This window comes from Zhongshania sp. (assembly GCF_047636175.1).
Lineage (GTDB): Bacteria > Pseudomonadota > Gammaproteobacteria > Pseudomonadales > Spongiibacteraceae > Spongiibacter.
The window spans coordinates 14,146-32,146 of sequence record NZ_JBLIKC010000023.1 but is presented as its reverse complement, the minus strand read 5'-3'; the positions used below and the strand labels follow the sequence as shown (position 1 = coordinate 32,146).

Genomic DNA, 18,001 nt, shown 5'->3' with positions numbered 1-18,001 from the left:
AGTGCTGTTTTCTAGCGCTGCACTAATACTGCTGTTATAACCATTTTCAATGAACAGCCTCATCGCCCCATAGTTCTTTTAAGCGCTTATCACGTCCGCAGTTCCAACGATAAGCCTTGTAACGAATCGGACTTTTCTTATAAAAGTCTTGATGATAACTTTCGTCACCTTTAATCGGATAAAAAGTAGAAGCACTTAAAATAGGCGTAACCACTTTATTATTAGGGAATTTACTCTCAACGTCTCGTTTAGACTGTTCGGCAATATTTTTTTCCGCTTCGTTCGCAACGAAAATCGCACTTAAATAACTTTCACCTTTATCACAAAACTGCCCTCTCGAATCAAAGGGATCGACATTAACCCAGTAATAATCTAATAAATTTTTATAACTTACCTTATTAGGATCATAGGTAATCTCAACCGCTTCAAAATGACCCTTATGGTTACCATTGTATGTCGGGTTCTTTAAGCTTCCGCCGGTAAATCCTGAGACCACATCAGTTACACCCTCAAGTTTTTCGAAATCTGACTCCATACACCAAAAACATCCTCCAGCCAAAATAGTTTTATCTGCCGACACATTAGAAGCAAATGACAATAAGTTTGCTGCCAATATAATAAATACTAGTGTACTTTTCATAACACCCCTATCCACCTCAGTTATCATTCTTAATAACGCTATTTTGGCACATATTATCCAACTTGTGCTGGTCATTAAAGGTATATTTTTGATCGAATTTTATCTCTACCTACTTTATAGTTTTTGTTAAGGCGCTCTCTTATTAGCGCTATATACAGGGCGATAACACATAATAAAATATACCCAGCTGCATCGCATCAATGACAAATAAGAGATGAGCTAATGCTCTTTCGCTAACTTACTTAGCCTACACATACTAAAACAGAATACCCCACGATAGGCTTCCGATAATCCGAGCCCCGGGACCCACGATATTTATGGAACATCCGGAAAACGCTATATCGTATTGAGCAGTTGTTAAGCGTGATGTCTTGGGCTATTCCTCTCAAAATCTGGTTTTATTTTCTTCAAACCTGAAAGGTGCGGCCCCCATGCAAGTACCCAAAGGCCAAGGTGACGTGGTGCATTTTAGACTTAATGTTTAAAAGGCAGGCTTTGATTTAGCGCGGCAACTCTGTGGCACGGCATTTGCTTAACATAAGCAAATTAATTATGGAGTCATTCCGTGCAATCTTTTATATCATTTTCTCCTATCAGGGCTATGGTTGGCTTAATGGCACTTACTATCCTTGCAGCTTGCCAAGACAGCACAAAAAATTCTACCGATACCACGCCAGGTGCCAGTAGAGCTGAATTAGTAAAATTAGCAGCAGATCCATCGCCTACAGGTCCTAACGAGGTGATTGAAGACGTAGACTATAACTTTGGCCGTATCACCGTAACCGACCCAATAGGCGATCGTAGTTACGAATCAGACGTACATGGTTATGTACGTTATTCCAAAACTGCCAGCACACCCATGCCAATGGTGCTGTTAATGCATGGGCGCCATCAAACCTGCGAGACCGAAATTGGCCAGCTGCCGATATTGATCGCCGATGACGACCAGTGCCCGAATACACCACTAGTGCATCCGGCGTTTAGCTACCGAGGTTACGATTACTTAGCGGAGAATCTCGCTAGCCATGGTTATTTTGTTATTTCAGTCGACGCCAACGACATTAATGACAGCGACGGCTCGGCGTCGAGCGGTGACGCGGGTGCGAATGCCCGTGCACAGCTCATTAAGAGCCACTTAGACAGCTTTCGTGACATTCATAACGGCAAACCAGTTAGCGGTGACGTCGATTTGACCAACCTAGTAGGCGCGCTGGATATCAACCACATCGGAGTTATGGGGCATTCACGTGGTGGCGACGGCGCTGCTCGCTACTTGGCCTACAACCGTGAACAGGCCGAGCCGCAGCAGATTGTGGCAACTTTTGCGTTAGCACCAACCGATTACAATCAAGAGTTTGTAGACGGTGAAACCTTCGCAACCTTGCTACCTTATTGCGACGGCGATGTTGAAGATGTTCAGGGTGCGTTTATTTATGACGACTCTCGCTTTCTCGATGCAGATGATCCCAGCCCTAAATTTCAAATTGTGACAATGGGAAGCAACCATAATTACTTTAATACGGTATGGACCACCGACGACTGGACGATTACAGACTCTTCCGGCAGTGATTCATTCTGCGGCACCAATACTGATAGCAATCAGCGCGATACCCCAGAAGAGCAACGCGCCTTGGGCTTGTTCTTTATGGCATCTTTCTTCCGGTATTATGTTGGCGGTGAAACCGAGTACGGCCAATACTGGAATGGTCAGGCTCAAGTTCCAGATTTTGCCTGCCCAGCTGGCGTCGGCCCATGTGAAGACCGTCATCACCTCAGCGTGCATGCACCCGCCAAAGACCGCCTGTTAATTAATGACTTTGGCGGCAGCGAAGACTTGGCCTTGAATGATGTAGGTGGAGCAATATATTTGGATGGTTTTTCTGCTTATGAAATTTGTGACCCAGACCGTGACGGCGTTGGCTGTCCATCGGCCACTACCTTTAGCATTACGCCGCAATTGGCTTTGCAGTGGACCAACACAGCAACGCTCAGCAACCAGCTACCTGATATCAATGCGTCTGACTTTGATGTGTTGAGCATACGCGCAGCCGTGAGCACCTTAAATGCAGATAAAGATATAGTGATGGATTTCTCACTTAGCCTGTTCGATACCGCGGGCCAAAGTGCGACTGTCTTGGCAAGCTCGTTTTCTGATTCGCTGTATTATCCGCCCGGCGATCCCGAGGGGGGCGGTAGCCGTAAAACCTTGTTAAATGCCATTGATATACCGCTCACCGCTTTTAAAGGTGTTGATTTAAGCTCGCTGAAGGAGTTACAAATAGTTTTCCCAGAATTGGGCGACGCGCATATTCAACTGGCTGACTTAATGTTGATGCGTACGGCACCATAGCCGCAACATCATGGTTTTAACAAAGCCTCCGTGAGGAGGTTCAGTCGATAGTGCGGAAAATGTCATTATCTCTCTGGCTACACCGAACGCGTGACCCTAAACACACGTGTAGCCAGCTTCAAAGCTCACGTCTGGCGCCAGTCACCTGCAGTAGAAGATGCTGAGCGCAGAAGCGCCATCAGTCTCGTTCACTAAAATCCATGATCGGCACTTTCCGCGCATGACCACCCAAAAGGCGAAGAGATTTTAGTTGGCGAGCGCATCTTTTCAGATCAAACCGGCGACTACCCTGCCGGCACTTATTTACGTAATTCCCGAGGCTTTCGCCACGCGCCGTCCAGTAGGCTTGGCTCAGGAACCCGCCAATTAGCGATATCCTAATCTTTAAGTGAACTAACACCTTAATTTACTTGGAAACGAGGCTGCTCCTGCCGGTTTAAGGACGTTCTGATTGCCTGCCGGCCTATATTTAACTATCTCAAAAATAATCACGAATGAGATCAGGTCACTTAAGCGAGCCCATATCAATCGCCTCACTGAAGCAATTGTTGCAACTTGTCTTGTTCTTACTATAAATTAGAATCAATAAAAGTATTAATCCTCACTAAGCGTTTGCTTTTTTTTGAGTAAGAACCGCAGTAAGGATTGCGTCGCACCACTTTCCTTATGGCATTTGCCATGAACCCTTTGCCTGCCAGCGGGATGCTAGAAATTCTGCTGCCATTTCAGGAATAACTCCCTCGCCTATGAACCCTTTTGACTTTTTTATTGCCAACGAATTTATCTTTGCGGCAAGCCAGTTAACGCTTGCGATGCTAGGCATGGGAGCAACACTCACTCCCGGCGATTTTAAGGAAGTCGTGCGAGATCCTCGGGGCTTTACTACCGGCGCAGTAATTCAAGTCATCTTGGTACCGCTCGCCTGCTACTTGTTCATTATCGGATTCACCTTGCCTGCCGGCGTTGCCATTGGCTTAGCACTCTGCGCAGCCATTCCAGGCGGCACCACCTCCAACATCTTTACTTTTTTTGCACGCGGACATGTGGCGCTTTCCATCGCCATTACTGCCGTTACCAGTTTGCTCTGTTTAGTCTCAGTGCCCATCGTGCTTGATCTGCTGGTCGACCAGCATCTTTCGGGAGAAGTCGCTATTCCCGCCGGGAAAATTGCTTTAGAAATATTCATCTATCTTTTACTACCACTTGCTATTGGCATGGTGGTGTTGAATCGCTTACCACGGCTAGCCCCGACAATTTCAAAGTGGGCCATCCGCTTGTCTTTGTTCATTATCCTGTTAATTGTTATTGGAGCATTGGGTGCGGGCCGCTTAGACATGGACACCTTCGGCGTGCAAAACGCACTAGTGGTTTGGGCGTTCATCGTCGCAATCTGTGCCCTCTCCATTGGAGTGTCCCGCGCGATGCGGCTTGATTGGCCGGATACCGCCGCTATTAATATTGAAGTTGTACTACGCAATGTTAACTTGGGCATCTTGATCAAGGCGTCGCTCTTCCCTGCTGTCGTCGGCGTGGCTGATCCAATCGGCGACATGATTTTCTTCACCTTGATATTTTATGGCGCAGCGCAAATGGCCTTTTCAGGGGTGTTCATTTTCTTCTATCGCCACTTAATCGGCACGGACGTCACCGCCCGCGCCAAGACCTGATAAACACACTGACATCTCAGTCTTGCCACAGCCCGTGTGGCTTGCCCGAGCTTAATTACCTAGCGAAGATTAAGGGCCAGCACTGGGCAATACCGTCATTTCGAGGCTAAAATAGTAAGCGGGACACAGTGAAATACCGATTAATAGGCTTGAATATCAATATGTTGATTATTTTCTGAACAGTAACAGAAATTTAAACCATATTAACCAGAATTCGTTGACAGAGCATGGTGACATCCATATAGTACGCCCCCTGAGCGCCCGTAGCTCAGCTGGATAGAGTACTCGGCTACGAACCGAGCGGTCGGTGGTTCGAATCCACCCGGGCGCACCAAACATAAGTCTGTGACTTATATGAAGAAACCTAGACCACTGGTCTGGGTTTTTTTTTGCCTGAAATTGGCTGTGACGCAATTGTGACGGGTTGTGTGGCACATTGTGTGGCAACCCTTATTAATCCGACCTCTTATCTTTGTTCGATCAATGCTTAAAAACACCACACCAAGCGGTCATTCCTTGTCCTCAATAAAGGTCATAAGGTCAGAAGCCTGACACCCGAAATAAGCACATAATTTGTCAATATTCGCTGTTACTGTGTTGTAGCCCTTCTCATTTGCAATCTTCGAAAGCGTCCCCCTGCTAATTCCTGTCTTCTCAGCCACCTCGACAGATCAAAGCCCTACCTGGATGCACTAATCAAATTTGTACTGGAAAGCGAAGGCAATACTGTTGAAAAGATTACTTCGTGGGTTTTAATGCATACGCAGGACTATACTGCTTTCCCAAGTGAACTGACATTGCCCTTAGCGCAGCGATTGATGCACAAGCCGAAGCAGGCGAGCGAAGCATATTAGACTGGAGCGGCAACAAATGAGAGATTACCAAATCGAACTACCAAGCAATGGTGCACCAGTAACACCAAGTACAAGCCAAATTGTGTAGGTATTAGTAGGCGAGACTTAGGTTCATCTATTGTTTTTTATAGGGTTATATAATGCAGAAATTTTCTATTATTCGGCCTGGAACTTCACTCATAAGATGCCTATGGCGGCTTTATGGTACGGCTGCTTTAGAACGCATCCGAGGGCCGGTATTGGTAATAAGCGGACGGTCAAAAACATGTATTTTGATGAAAGTCGTATGCTTATCTACGACCTTAACGCCGTGTTTTGCGGCAAGTTTGGAGCGCTAGCGGAAAACTTGTCCGACAACAGCACCTTGTTATGACACTCCTTGTATTTGCGATCATTCTTCGCTACTAGGAACAGAATGTAGTATTGCACTAACGACTCTTTTATCGTACTGACCGCTAGGCATATTATCCTGAATGTACTGAAGAGATCGTTTCATTTCTTCTCTATGTCCTGGATCGTAAAGCAATGTAGATAATACATTTTGAATAGGTGTAAGTATGTCATCAGAATGATCGCTCATGATATTAGAAACATCTTCGTGAACAATCTGAATATCGTCATCATTGCCTATTAAGAATTGATAGCAGAAATCTTTAATATGGTGCAGCCTTGCATGATAAAATGTTGCATATAGATTTTCCTCTAAATCAATTTCATTTTTCCTTCTTTCAAAGTTTTTTTCATTCTCTAGGCTGCATCTAATCTCGGCCAATTGAATTGACCTAAGATGCAAAAAACAAATAATTATTGCTTTAATCGCTTCTTCTGAGCTCAAAGACGATTGATTTATATATGGAAGAAGATGAACAATAGCTAGCCGATCACAACAAAATTCTTCCAATAGTTTGTCTCGATTCATTATGTCTTTAATAAAGTCAGCTTTTATATTTGAGTTGTTAATAAGTGACTCAAGATTTTCTTCTATAAATTTTCTTTCTTCCTCTGGGATTGATTTATCAGAAACAAGAGTACTATACAATTCCTTGGTGCTTTGTTCTGTTTTTATGTATGATCTGAGCCATTCATTAACATCATCTCTAATTTCGTTATAGTTTTGATCTTTCTTCTTGAATACAAGGTGAGAGTGCTCATGAAGAAGAATAAATATCTCCTGAATATGTATATACTTGGCGTGAACTAAAGTGCCATCCTCTTCTTGTTTTTCTTTGTGATCCATTTCATTTCGTAGATCTTGATAACACTGTGCAGAAAATATTGCCTCCTCGTAAAAGCCATATCGACTTAATATTTGAGAATTTATTTTATGTGCATATATTATTTTCGTGTGATTAGATGCTCCATATAAGAATAAGCGATTCAACATGCTTAGAGCTTGACCTAAATATCTGTCGTGAATTATGTGGTTCTTACCGCCTACAGTTACAGCCTCAGACTTTAGAGAGTCGCTATATACTATTTGTATTTCAGCATTCGTTTCATATGCCTTAGATACCATGTTTAAATATTCGATCGGAACCTGATAAATAAGGTTAGTTAAATCCTGAAACTTTTTGTCATAGCTTTGAGGAAGTACAAGCCTAGTTGATTCTAGATATGCTTTAATTTCTGGAGTGATCCCCGCCATTCCTGAAGAGGACATTTATTTTTCCTCACCCGTAATTTCTTCTAGTATTTTTGCTACATTTTTTTCGTTTACACCTTGAATTTGAACGCCCTTGTATATGACTTTTACGTATCTTTTTGATTTAATTTGCTCAGTGATTACTTTGCCTAAAAATGTTAAAGCCATTGGAGTCAAGGTTACTAATAAAGTAACTATTTCTGATTGGCCATCGAAGCTTGAAGTTTCAAGTTTCAAGAAGTCTAAGTCTGCTTCGGAATTAAACGTTTTTAGAATTTCTTCGTCATCATTTTGTACTTGAATAGATATTGCCTTTGTCATTTCCTATTTCCTTGATATGCAACTAGTGTCATAACGCTTTTGTAACAGGCTAATTTTTGCGAAGCAGTTTGTGTGATACTGACGCGCAGCGGCAATACAAAATGCGTAGCTAAAATTCGTCCTCGTTGACAAACTTGTTATATGCGATTTTTATATTCAACTATATCAGCAACAAACAAGTTACTTTCTTTATTATTCATATCTGTTTTTTCACTAAAGAAACCTTTTATGACTCTGAACATACTATTTGGGAAAACAATATCATTTTCCTGAGGCAGCCAGTTTGACATGAGTATGAGAGTTTCTTGCATTACAACTGATACGAATTCTGCGACTTCTGGTTTTAAGACATACCGATTTAAAAGTAATTCACGAGTGTCCGTTTCAAAATACCCACTATCGTAAACAACAAATCTTGAGTCATGGGCAGTAGACTTCATTAGTAGTAATTTATCGTCATTCGCAGGATTTAGTGTTTTTCCATCCACAACTTTAAATTCAATCCCTTTCTCTGCACATGCTCTAAAGTTTTCTTGGTTTTTATATATTAACTCCAACTTCGTTAAGTTGTTTGATATTTTTAATAACCCAATGGAATCTAAATGGGATGAAAATTTCAAGAAAATACTGTCTTTACCTATTTCATTAAATAGACTTCTTACTTCCGATGAAGATTTAAATATTTGAAAACCCAAATAACTTTGGTTTGCCACGTGGTTTTTAATCTCACCTTTCTTTAATTTTGCTATACCCATAATATTTTCAATTGTATTCGTATCAAGGTTATAGCCATAAACTATCTTTTTCACGAAGTACAAATAGCTAAATATGCTAGATGATATTTGCTGTCTAATATGTTGATGGATATATCGAAGTTCCTTTTTTAGGATAAATTGCCTAACAATATCGTAGAAAAAGTAAGCGATAAAAAAGAATATCCCATTAGCTCCTACGGATAAGAGTACATTCTTAAAATCACCTTCTGGAATAAAAACAGTTGAAATGAAACACAGTAAAGTAACTGTTCCTAAAGATAGGTATGGCAACACTCTATTTTCTAAATTCATCAAATCTACCTATGGATGTATACGAGCATATAACAGTTTATTATAACGACTCAGGCCATATATCACTTTGGCCCCCTTATCCCGGAGCTGGCTTCTACGTTAATTTAAAATTTCTAGGGAATTCAATGATGTAGCGGCCTCGCTATTGGCGAGCGTTGGTCAAACGAAGACTAGTTCCCTTTATTTCTGCCAAGCATTCCTTTCTCTTGATCATATCTCGTTTTTTATAAATTTCAATGGGTTAAGTGATTCCCCAATGTGTTAATGGGAAGCACTCTCTTGTTCACATGTCTAGATAACGCGGAAACAGCGACTGACCGCTAATGTGACGCAACAGCCTTTCATACCGCATGCCCTAGTTTGGGAATAAGTGGACGTTCAAAAACACCTAATACGCCGAAGATTATTGATTTTCATACCGCCTCAACGCCCATAGTTATTGAGCGTCTGTGTTGTTGTAGAGGCGATCATCTCGCTTTTAATCACATGACCAAATTCACTATGCGACTACACTGCCTAAATCATAAATCAAAGACCTGACCCCATTTGTGTTTTGACATAGGACACCTCATCTATTAGATTTTGGTGTCCGTTAAATCGAGGGAAGATCAGGGCGATGCTGTCTTTGATTGTTATGTCCTTTGACATCTTCGATATAGCGACTTATTTATTTCAATCAAACAAAGACATATTCGAAGGTAACTTTCCATCGATACCGTAAAGTAGCTCTATTTGTTCAAGAAAGACATTCTGCCCACCGTAACTAGGATGCCTAACCTTAACAACTTCACACCTATCAACAAACTGACTAGCGGCACTTTCCGCATCATTTCCGATCGCTATCAATCGCTTCGGTCGCAAATAATTAATAAGCAGCGCCAACACCTCTTCACCAGCTTTTCTTTCAATAGAGTTGTGAGCTCGATTACTAAAAGCGCAATCAGGTCTAAATGGATGAAGAGGAAATACATTCCACAAAAAGATAGGAGATGAAATTTGTGATAGTACGTTCCAAATTACCGTCGCCGTCCTCTCAGGCACCGCGTTTCCTTTAGTGATCTTATCGCAAGTTACTCCCCATCTTTCTGCATGGTGAGCTAAATGCAGATCATCCGTTAAAGCTAATCCAGTTCTACGCCCACCCCGATATCCCAAGTCTCTTCCAATCCAAATTGCATCGACTTCGACTTTACCTGCTGCTACAAGCATTTTTCGAAGCAAATCCCGTCGCCTTTTTGGCGAATCAAAATAATCATAAACATCACACTTGTCAGAATAGGGATTAAAGGTATTATCGAATTTTAAACGAGCTAATTCTTTGACAAAGCGTTCAGCGCTCATCCTAATTTCCTATTGATCGATATGTTAGTGTTCGCTTTTCACGATCACCTACTACAATTCCTCCATCATTTTCCCGTATTTTTCTAAATACTGAGTACCCTTGAAGAATAGCGTCTTCCCAGAGTTTCAACGGACACATTTCGACTTCATACCCGTGAACGAATTTTTGAATTATTTTTAATACATCAAAAGAAACACTATCGTGCCCATCGAAATATTCAAGGCCTTTGGAATAAGAATATAGCCAGGCAGTCAACCCTTCCTCTACGACGATGGCACGACCACTATCTTGTGCCTCATCATAAATCTTATTACTTTTACGCTTCTGCTTTATTAAAGATCTAAAAGTGGGCGACCAGTGAAGAATTGCCGCATGCGCCAGGTGAAATACATCATGGAACCTGTATCCATCAGGATCTTGAATGTTATCAGTTAATGGCGATCCGATATAAACATCATTCCACCTTAAATAGCTTTGGCCAGTAGCTCTTTGTGTAATATGAATTTCAAAATGCCGAGGAAGCTGTTCTTCCACTGGAAATCCAGCATCGAAATCTGGAAGAGAATCTATTGCGGGAACAGAAAATCGCCCGAAAGCCTTTTGTACATTCCGTTTTATTACTTTCGCAAATGAAAGTCCTGTGACTTGCATGGATTGAATGTAAATACGCGCAAATCCGACTAGAATTTCTCGAACATCTGGAGATGCGCCCCGCGTCTTCAGCAGTTGAGCGACAATATACCCCAACTCTAGAAGAGACTCATCTAGGTCATCAACATTTGCGGATGTTGTGATTTGCGAAATAGGAGAATTTTCTTGGTCATTGGCTGATATGATTTTGGTGCAGTCATTACTCAAACTTGCCTCAAAAATGTCAGCAATCCTAACATCTAGACGTCTGCACAAGGCAGTAAAATACCAGAGTGCATCACCAAATTCCTCTTCAACAGATTCTTTGTATCCTATATAAGCCTTCTTTTCTCTACGATACTTCTTTGACGCAGACATAATACTGCCAACCTCCCCAAAAAGCCCAAGGAGTATCGGATTTATATCCGCGATCAAAAACTTATCCGTTTCCTTTATTACTCGCTCATACTCGTGCAACGGAATAGCGCCGACTAATTTCTCAAATTCTGCTGGTGTAATTTTCCCCATTCCATTCACTTCCTGTCTATATAGCATCTTCCAATGACCACAAACTATAGCGCTTTCAGCCCTTTCAAAATAATATGGACACACTCGTCGATAAATGGCGATACCATGAGGCGTCGATACTCCGCTTCGTCAAGCCCACACTGACCTGCCAAATCCCGCACCGTAAAACGCTTAATAGTTTCGGCAATTCTTGAATAATCACATTCATGCCCATTTGTACGGGCTATACATTGTAAATTTGCATAACCCGCATTATGTAATACCTGCCAATCTTCCGTCAGGGGTAGCGGCAATTCTTCACCCAAAACATACTTGCATACCTCTCCAACAACCCCACCAAAAGCACCAAGCAAAAATACTGGAACCCCATTATCTAAAGCTAATATCAACTCCTCTAACACACCTGGCATTTTCCCCTTAAACCCAACTAAACGCCCACCCACACAAACTCTAGCCGTAGATGAACCAACGGATTTTCCCCTCATTACCGATAGGCATCGAGACCAAATGTACAGGTTTTCTGGGGTAATCGGCGGAAGGAAAATACTCTTGTCAACGGTTTCAAAAATATCTTCAGGAACATCGTATTCCACTGTTTTCATCACATTAGAAAATCTAGCCCTCCAGGACATAATCTCTGGATCGGAAACATACAAAGGCCATGCTAAGTGATTTTCAACGTGTGGATTTGCATCACGTACTCGATCATCTAATATTTGCGCTTCATCAAGAATATATTCCGTAAACCCATCAGGTCGGAGATCTCCTCCATAGAGGAGAATAGCTGAGCGAGCGAGAAGATGTCTCCCTAGATACTGCGACAACTGAATTAAATTGTCTGCGTGAACATGATTCCCTGAAAAGCCATCGGCCTCTACTTCTGAAATTGACAACCCGATTTTTTTCCCAGAAAGACAGCTCTGATCTACCGGATTCCACAACGGTGTAACAACCTCCATTCCCATCAAATCATGCCAATCGGCTTCTTCCGCGTATATAGGCGGCTCTGGATAGCATATTTTCATTTTGCCATCATTCTTAAAGCTAATTACTTGGCGTAATTCCGGCGGCCGCGAGACGACTTCACAATCACGGTCTATCCAATTTGCATTTCTGTATTCATCGAGACACTTTTTGGAGTAAGAAAAACGAATCGTCTCCAGAAGGGAACTCGATAGGATTCGCAATATATCTCTATTGCTTATTGGTACTGCTGATTCCAGATGAACAGAAGGTACATTTGAAGCTGCAGGAAAAATACGATCCTCATAGTCCGCTAAACAGTTAACGACAATAATTGGACGACCACATTGCTTAGCAAGCAATATTTCCCGTTGGCACCAATATCGCGATGAATACGCATCACTTACTATTGCGATCAACGTCGAATTTTTAATACTCCTCTCTATTTCCTCATCAAATTTATACCCAGGGGATATTTCATTTGCGTCGAAAAAGCGATTCATATTCGAATTATCAATGAACGTCTTTATTCTTTCCGAGTGAACACGCCCCGTATCACCGGCTTTAGCATGACTAAGAAATAGTGAAATTGACGATTTTTTCCCTTCTTCATCAGGTTTTATACGCGAAAACCCATAGCGATATAATTCATGTGCCAATGAGACAGTGGCATATAGATCTAAGTCTACTTTAGGCCACTCATACATTCTAATACAGTTTAGCCCTTCCAAAATTCCCGCATGACGCAGACCATTCCTGTCAACTGCAACTGGAACAATATTGATTGAATTCGATCTTGGTAACGCCTCAACATAATTCTTCCAAACTGGCCGCCCTAATGTGTTGACGCTTGTAAAAACGAAAACTATATTTTTCCCGGCTATTCTCGTTGGGCTATTTTCCGGCACTTCATTGCAATTTAGTGAGCTGTAAAAGAAAAGCGGTATGTTAAGCGATCTTGAAAATGGTTTATCTTTATCACGTGCAAATGTATTTCTAAATACTTTTAGCAATGGATCAACCACTTCATTATCTGAGGGATTCCAAATAAAAGAGACAATTAATGGAGGTACGTAACTTTTTTTCATCCTAACGCCCAATTTATGTAATTCGTTATTGTTACGTATTATTCAAATTCACGTCTATTTACTTAATATTCCACTCTTCTGATCGACTCTTTGGTGAGAGTTCGAAAATTGGCATGGATCAGAAACAACACAATTAACATTATTTTTATTTTTCGAATATATTCTGTCAATAAGCTCTCGTCCTTCAGTCGAGGTCGGAAGACATATCTTTTTAAAACCTAACCCAGACTTATAGTTAATTGATGCAAGATCTAATGGAATTGCTTTGTCACCGAAGTAAAAAAATAAGTCAGAGATCAAAACGTTATCACTGGTTCCGGTATCTCGATCTAAATTATCAATATTTATAGTACCATCAGGATTGCTATGGTGCGAATCCTCCTGAATCCACTTATCATTTTTATCTTTATGATAAATATTATCGCCAAGCATTTTAAGTTGGCTTCCATTCCGGCATGGCTTCTTTAAAGAATATCGTGGATCCGTCCAATAATCATCGAAACTAATCTTATTAGAAACCCGCATAAGCAAAATACCTTTTCGGTGTATATTTATACCTAGTTTTTTACCGCCGACGCCCAATACCCAATCACCAATTTTTGCACCTTTGCGAATACCTGGCTTACATGTTGCTAACGTACAAACACCAAAAAAAGGATTAGGTGCAAAGCCAAAATCTCTCGCAATTACATATACGAATAAATTTGAATCAGGGAGTATCAGCATTGTATATTACGCCCGCTTTCTTTTGGAGCTTGACTACCATCGGGATTTTCAAACTGGCTTTTTCCTTCCATAGCATCAATTATCGCTTCTGCTCTCCACCCAACTCTAGATGCAGCATATTTTTTAAAATTTTCAGGGACTTCGACTTGATCTTTTAATCCATTCTCATAAACACCAATAATTGGAATCCCTAATTCACTGGCCGCTTTGATTTCCCAGTTAACCCATGGCCTGGAATGCGTTTCTTTACCAATTACAACAATCATTTGGCTTGCCCAACGCATCTTCATGCGAAGCAATCTTCTAATTGTGTTATCACTAACTTGTTTGTTATCTAAGCGTTTTTGATTTTCGGGTTTTGCTCTAATCGAACTATTTCTTATGTTATAATTTCTACCCGCCAAAATACTTTTCAACCCATCTACACTTGCATCATCTTTGTGGTGATGGCTTACAAATACATTCCTTGTTATAACTGACATAAGTGTCATTCCTTATAAAAGCGCGAATTCAATCAGATGGTGGCCTAGCTATTAGCGAGTGCCAGTCAAACGAAGATTAATTCCCTTTATTTCTGCCAAATATTCACTCCCTTGATCTTATCGCGTTTTTTAGAAATTTCAATGAGTTAAATGATTCACCAATGTGTTAATGGGAAATACTCTCTTGTTCACTTGTCTCGATAACGCGGAAACATTGACTAACCGCTAATGTGACGCTAACGCCAGTCACATTACGTGTTAAAGCAGCATTTCCGGATCTGGTAATTACCGGACAGTCAAAAATACGTAATCCGGTGAAAGTCGCAGGTTTTTCTAGGACCTTAACGCCTATTGCAACGGCCACAAAATACGCTCAGCACTTTTGGCGTACGGTCCCCCCCGCATGGTCAGTATTGCCGCCACTTGTTATGAGCAATGCCAAACATGACTATTCGCTGCTGACTTTAAGCTTGGCACGCTTTAAATATAGTGCGTGATCTGCACCAGAAGCGCCAGTTACCGCCACAAGCTCCCAGCCCTTATTTAGCACTACAGTTTTAGCCGGGGCCAAGTATGCCCCGGAAGGTTCCTGCGTAACTTTAGTTCCCGTGGCATTACCGGCTAGAAGATTGTTTAGTGTCATTTTTTTACAATCGTAAATAAGATAAAAGGGACACAAATTGTTATAAAGGGTTGCTTGCAATCAATTGGGTGCTTGTGTAAATTTCATTGACAATTTCGGCAATGAAATTATTTTATGTCTTTTTTTGTAACCGCTACGGGCACGAAAATCCCCAAGCAAACCAGTCGACAGCAAGCGCGTGAGGATTCCTATAATCGAATTCTCGGGGCAGCACGCAGGGTGTTTTCGGAACAAGGCTTTAGTGGGACATCACTGGATGCTATAGCCAAGCAAGCTACATCAAAGGTTTGGTGGTGCATTATTTCGGTGGAAAACAACAGCTTTGGCAAGCAGTTATAGACTACTACGCAAGTCTGGCTGGGGCCAGCGAGTTCATTGACCAAAACTCGACGCTGGATATGCCGGGCATCGAATTGTTTCTTCGGCGCACTTTCCGCTTCTTCCAAACGCACCTTGATTACACCTAAGTTGCCAACTGGATTGCCGTCGACAATGGTGCCAGTATCCCTTCGGAAATGTCGCGACTGTTACAGGAAGCTGGTACGGCTTTTAGTCAAACGCAAAAGGCCGGTACTCTGCGTGAAGACGAAGATGCCCGCCATGTACATTTATTGACCAACTCCCTCATCGCGTCATGGTTTAGCTACCGAGCACTGTTTCAGCAGACCTGGCAACTTGATCCCACACAAAGTCAGGATCAAGACGAAGCCTATTTCAAAGATATACTCAAGATACTGATCCGTGGCCTAGCGCCACTTGCCGGAGAATAATAATGACTTACCTAGCACCCCCACTTCCTATCAAAGCCGGTCTAATTAGCTTACTTCTATTGCTGATGAGTGCCTGCGGCGGTGATTCAAACAATAACGGCATCAACACTGGGGTATCGCCCGGCACGCAAACTTCATCACAAAGCAGCTGGCAGCCCTATGAGCGCGAGCAGGAATACAGTGGTTTCACCACGCTGCCGCTTGAATACATTGTCCTACGTGATGGCATTCGTTTAGCCGCACATGTTTCGCTGCCCACTGATGTAGAAGGCAGCCCTGTAACGGGTCCGCTGCCGGTCATTCTGACCCAGACTGGGTACAACAGTAGCCTCGGTGCAATAGCCGCACCTAATGCCCACTTTATTCAACGCGGCTATGCCCATGTGAATGTTGATGTACGCGGCACGGGTAATTCCGAAGGCGTATGGGACGCCTGGGGGCCGATCGAGCAGGAAGACTATGCTGAGGTCATGGAATGGGTTGCGACCCAATCCTGGTCGAACGGCAATGTCGGCACCTGGGGGCCATCATTTATGGCCATAACTCAGCTACTTACCGCACGCCACAATCACCCAGCGCACAAGGCCTTATTCACCATCGTACCGCCCGGCGATGTATATCGTGATATCACCTTCGCCGGTGGACAGATCAACGGTGCGTTCGTGCCAGCCTGGTTGTATCTGGTGACGGGTCTGTCGCTAATACCCGCTCAGGAAAATATCCAAGACCCGGCTCTGTTCGTAAAACTGCTCACCGAACATGCCACCAATTCCTTAATCGCCTTCCAAACCCCCACCTTCGTTGGCGGCCTAACCGGTTTCGATGACAAGGCCTACAGCACGGAATTCTGGTCTGTGCGCTCTCCGCTTACGCATATCGATGAAATCACCATCCCAACCTTTGTCCTCGGCGGCCTGCGCGACATCTTCCAACGCAGCGAACCCATGACCTACGAAGGCCTGAAGAACAACACCAATGCCAAGCTGCTGATCGGACCCTGGGATCACCTACAAGGCTCACAGGGTGCAGGCCTGCCCGTCGACGGTGTGCCGAGCATGGATAACATCGCCTTAGCTTGGTTCGATTATTACCTGAAAGGCATGGATAACGGTGCCGAGGTCATGCCTAAGGTCACCCAATATCTCTACGGTGAGGAACGCTATGCCGTGATGGAGGACTGGCCGCATCCCCAAGCGCGCGCCGAGCGTTGGCACCTGCGGGGTGACGGCAGCCTTACCCAAACAGCGGCTGATGCTGGCGAAAGCGCCAACATGATCCTGCAACAACCTGTGGGTGGCATCTGCTCAGACAGTACTGCCCAATGGTCGGCCGGTATTCTCGGTGTTGTTCCGCTACCTTGTTACGAGGACAACCGCGTCGCTGAAGCATTGGAGTTTACCTATACCAGCACGCCGATGGACCAGGACTACTTCATCAATGGCCCGATCCAAGCGGACTTATGGATTTCGACTACCGCGCTAGATGCCGGCGTCGTCGTGCGTGTGACCGACGTAGCTCCGGATGGCGTTTCCAAACAGCTCACCAGCGGTCTACTTACCGCCTCCGCCCGAGCTCTAGACTCAGAGCGCTCTCGCTTTTTAGATGGGCAAATGATTCAACCTTGGCACCTGTATACTAAGGAAAGCCGGGAGACTCCGGGACTGAATCAAATCGTGCCTATCAATGTAGAAATATTTTCCACCAGTGCCGTGATCAAAGAAGGTCATGCCTTACGCATTTCCGTCGGTGCCAGCGACTTTCCCCGCGGCATACCACCGATACTCGACCTGCTAGATCAACTAGCCGGTCTGCTAACTATTTATAGCGATGCAGAGCATCCATCGAGCGTGGTGTTTCCGATTGTGCCAATCAGCGCGATACCGCTTGCTAGCGAATAGCCAACTCAAGCTTCAGAGCTGGGTAGGCCGAACAAAAGCCTCTCTTCGGGTAGCCTGATTAATTTGTTAGTCGAATTGGGGTGCTGGGCATTCGCAAGCAATAGTGTAGGCTCCTGCTCACCCTAACAACTCGACATAACTGCGCCCGAATGGTAAGTGTCAACTAGCGATTTAGAGAATGAAGAAAAACTCTTGACTGGAGTTTTAGTGAGAGCCTATCTATTGAGTATATTTATGCTGATCGCAAGTTGTACGGCAAAACACCAACTGGACTTACTACGGTTTGGTAGACACTAAATAGCGTTATCTGGTTAGATCGATCGTCCTTAGCAGGGACTAAAATAGGTGTTAAACAATTTAAGCAAAAGATGCAGAATTGCATTATTTTGG

General features: G+C 43.2%; 15 protein-coding genes, 1 tRNA gene and 1 pseudogene. 7 read left to right on the top strand and 10 right to left on the bottom strand.

Going from position 1 to position 18,001, the window contains the following annotated elements; genetic code table 11:
• Nucleotides 1-46: 46 nt before the first annotated feature.
• Entirely contained in the window at nt 47-640 is a 594-nt protein-coding gene (gene msrA, locus ACI955_RS13615; protein WP_415244287.1) for a peptide-methionine (S)-S-oxide reductase MsrA, read from the bottom strand.
• A 613-nt stretch (nt 641-1,253) separates the two neighbouring features.
• Here msrA and ACI955_RS13610 point away from each other — a divergent pair.
• The 4 genes and pseudogenes from ACI955_RS13610 (at nt 1,254) to ACI955_RS13595 (ending at nt 4,991) form a co-directional block, all read left to right on the top strand.
• Nucleotides 1,254-2,990, top strand: a complete 1,737-nt coding sequence (locus ACI955_RS13610) for a hypothetical protein (RefSeq protein WP_415244286.1) — start codon at nt 1,254-1,256, stop codon at nt 2,988-2,990.
• A 216-nt stretch (nt 2,991-3,206) separates the two neighbouring features.
• Nucleotides 3,207-3,371 (top strand): annotated as a pseudogene (locus ACI955_RS13605) (cupin domain-containing protein); the annotation flags it as partial.
• A 365-nt stretch (nt 3,372-3,736) separates the two neighbouring features.
• Nucleotides 3,737-4,657 carry a bile acid:sodium symporter family protein gene (locus ACI955_RS13600; protein WP_415244285.1) on the top strand — a complete coding sequence of 307 codons (921 nt, stop codon included), beginning with the start codon at nt 3,737-3,739 and terminating at the stop codon, nt 4,655-4,657.
• Nucleotides 4,658-4,914: 257 nt separating this feature from the next.
• Nucleotides 4,915-4,991 (top strand) — tRNA-Arg (locus tag ACI955_RS13595).
• Between the two features lie 175 nt (nt 4,992-5,166).
• Here ACI955_RS13595 and ACI955_RS13590 read toward each other — a convergent pair.
• The 9 genes from ACI955_RS13590 to ACI955_RS13550 all read right to left on the bottom strand — a co-directional run bounded on the left by ACI955_RS13590 (nt 5,167) and on the right by ACI955_RS13550 (nt 14,300).
• Nucleotides 5,167-5,319, bottom strand: coding sequence for a helix-turn-helix domain-containing protein (locus tag ACI955_RS13590; RefSeq protein ID WP_415244284.1), 153 nt, complete (start codon nt 5,317-5,319; stop codon nt 5,167-5,169).
• A gap of 583 nt (nt 5,320-5,902) precedes the next feature.
• Complete coding sequence (locus tag ACI955_RS13585) at nt 5,903-7,171, bottom strand: hypothetical protein (RefSeq protein WP_415244283.1); 1,269 nt, start codon at nt 7,169-7,171, stop codon at nt 5,903-5,905.
• On the bottom strand, nt 7,172-7,474 hold the full coding sequence (locus ACI955_RS13580) for a hypothetical protein (RefSeq protein ID WP_415244282.1): 303 nt from the start codon (nt 7,472-7,474) through the stop codon (nt 7,172-7,174). It lies immediately after the preceding gene.
• 137 nt (nt 7,475-7,611) lie between these two features.
• Nucleotides 7,612-8,541 carry a hypothetical protein gene (locus ACI955_RS13575; RefSeq protein ID WP_415244281.1) on the bottom strand — a complete coding sequence of 310 codons (930 nt, stop codon included), beginning with the start codon at nt 8,539-8,541 and terminating at the stop codon, nt 7,612-7,614.
• A gap of 672 nt (nt 8,542-9,213) precedes the next feature.
• Nucleotides 9,214-9,882: a uracil-DNA glycosylase gene (locus ACI955_RS13570; protein ID WP_415244280.1), complete on the bottom strand. Its 669-nt coding sequence runs from the start codon at nt 9,880-9,882 to the stop codon at nt 9,214-9,216.
• 1 nt (nt 9,883) lies between these two features.
• Nucleotides 9,884-11,041, bottom strand: a complete 1,158-nt coding sequence (locus tag ACI955_RS13565) for a nucleoside triphosphate pyrophosphohydrolase family protein (RefSeq protein ID WP_415244279.1) — start codon at nt 11,039-11,041, stop codon at nt 9,884-9,886.
• Nucleotides 11,042-11,085: 44 nt separating this feature from the next.
• The gene (locus tag ACI955_RS13560) at nt 11,086-13,092 is read right to left on the bottom strand and encodes a TIR domain-containing protein (protein WP_415244278.1); all 2,007 of its coding nucleotides are present in this window, start codon (nt 13,090-13,092) and stop codon (nt 11,086-11,088) included.
• 54 nt (nt 13,093-13,146) lie between these two features.
• Nucleotides 13,147-13,818 (bottom strand): hypothetical protein, encoded by a 672-nt coding sequence (locus tag ACI955_RS13555; RefSeq protein ID WP_415244277.1) that lies wholly within the window; start codon nt 13,816-13,818, stop codon nt 13,147-13,149.
• On the bottom strand, nt 13,812-14,300 hold the full coding sequence (locus ACI955_RS13550; protein ID WP_415244276.1) for a TIR domain-containing protein: 489 nt from the start codon (nt 14,298-14,300) through the stop codon (nt 13,812-13,814). The genes ACI955_RS13555 and ACI955_RS13550 overlap by 7 nt, the downstream gene beginning before the upstream one ends.
• Nucleotides 14,301-15,057: 757 nt before the next feature.
• Here ACI955_RS13550 and ACI955_RS13545 point away from each other — a divergent pair.
• The 3 genes from ACI955_RS13545 to ACI955_RS13535 all read left to right on the top strand — a co-directional run bounded on the left by ACI955_RS13545 (nt 15,058) and on the right by ACI955_RS13535 (nt 17,611).
• Nucleotides 15,058-15,282 (top strand): TetR/AcrR family transcriptional regulator, encoded by a 225-nt coding sequence (locus ACI955_RS13545; protein ID WP_415244275.1) that lies wholly within the window; start codon nt 15,058-15,060, stop codon nt 15,280-15,282.
• Nucleotides 15,283-15,458: 176 nt separating this feature from the next.
• Complete coding sequence (locus tag ACI955_RS13540) at nt 15,459-15,713, top strand: hypothetical protein (RefSeq protein WP_415244274.1); 255 nt, start codon at nt 15,459-15,461, stop codon at nt 15,711-15,713.
• A 2-nt stretch (nt 15,714-15,715) separates the two neighbouring features.
• The gene (locus tag ACI955_RS13535) at nt 15,716-17,611 is read left to right on the top strand and encodes a CocE/NonD family hydrolase (protein ID WP_415244273.1); all 1,896 of its coding nucleotides are present in this window, start codon (nt 15,716-15,718) and stop codon (nt 17,609-17,611) included.
• The last annotated feature ends 390 nt before the right edge of the window (nt 17,612-18,001 follow it).

Bases quoted from the DNA above. Each gene is read 5' to 3' on its own strand.
- ACI955_RS13600 (WP_415244285.1), top strand. From the start codon at position 3,737: ATGAACCCTTTTGACTTTTTTATTGCCAACGAATTTATCTTTGCGGCA.
- ACI955_RS13540 (WP_415244274.1), top strand. From the start codon at position 15,459: ATGTCGCGACTGTTACAGGAAGCTGGTACGGCTTTTAGTCAAACGCAA.
- ACI955_RS13550 (WP_415244276.1), bottom strand. From the start codon at position 14,300: ATGTCAGTTATAACAAGGAATGTATTTGTAAGCCATCACCACAAAGAT.
- ACI955_RS13545 (WP_415244275.1), top strand. From the start codon at position 15,058: ATGTCTTTTTTTGTAACCGCTACGGGCACGAAAATCCCCAAGCAAACC.
- ACI955_RS13565 (WP_415244279.1), bottom strand. From the start codon at position 11,041: ATGGGGAAAATTACACCAGCAGAATTTGAGAAATTAGTCGGCGCTATT.
- ACI955_RS13555 (WP_415244277.1), bottom strand. From the start codon at position 13,818: ATGCTGATACTCCCTGATTCAAATTTATTCGTATATGTAATTGCGAGA.
- ACI955_RS13585 (WP_415244283.1), bottom strand. From the start codon at position 7,171: ATGTCCTCTTCAGGAATGGCGGGGATCACTCCAGAAATTAAAGCATAT.
- ACI955_RS13560 (WP_415244278.1), bottom strand. From the start codon at position 13,092: ATGAAAAAAAGTTACGTACCTCCATTAATTGTCTCTTTTATTTGGAAT.
- msrA (WP_415244287.1), bottom strand. From the start codon at position 640: ATGAAAAGTACACTAGTATTTATTATATTGGCAGCAAACTTATTGTCA.
- ACI955_RS13610 (WP_415244286.1), top strand. From the start codon at position 1,254: ATGGCACTTACTATCCTTGCAGCTTGCCAAGACAGCACAAAAAATTCT.
- ACI955_RS13535 (WP_415244273.1), top strand. From the start codon at position 15,716: ATGACTTACCTAGCACCCCCACTTCCTATCAAAGCCGGTCTAATTAGC.
- ACI955_RS13570 (WP_415244280.1), bottom strand. From the start codon at position 9,882: ATGAGCGCTGAACGCTTTGTCAAAGAATTAGCTCGTTTAAAATTCGAT.
- ACI955_RS13575 (WP_415244281.1), bottom strand. From the start codon at position 8,541: ATGAATTTAGAAAATAGAGTGTTGCCATACCTATCTTTAGGAACAGTT.
- ACI955_RS13580 (WP_415244282.1), bottom strand. From the start codon at position 7,474: ATGACAAAGGCAATATCTATTCAAGTACAAAATGATGACGAAGAAATT.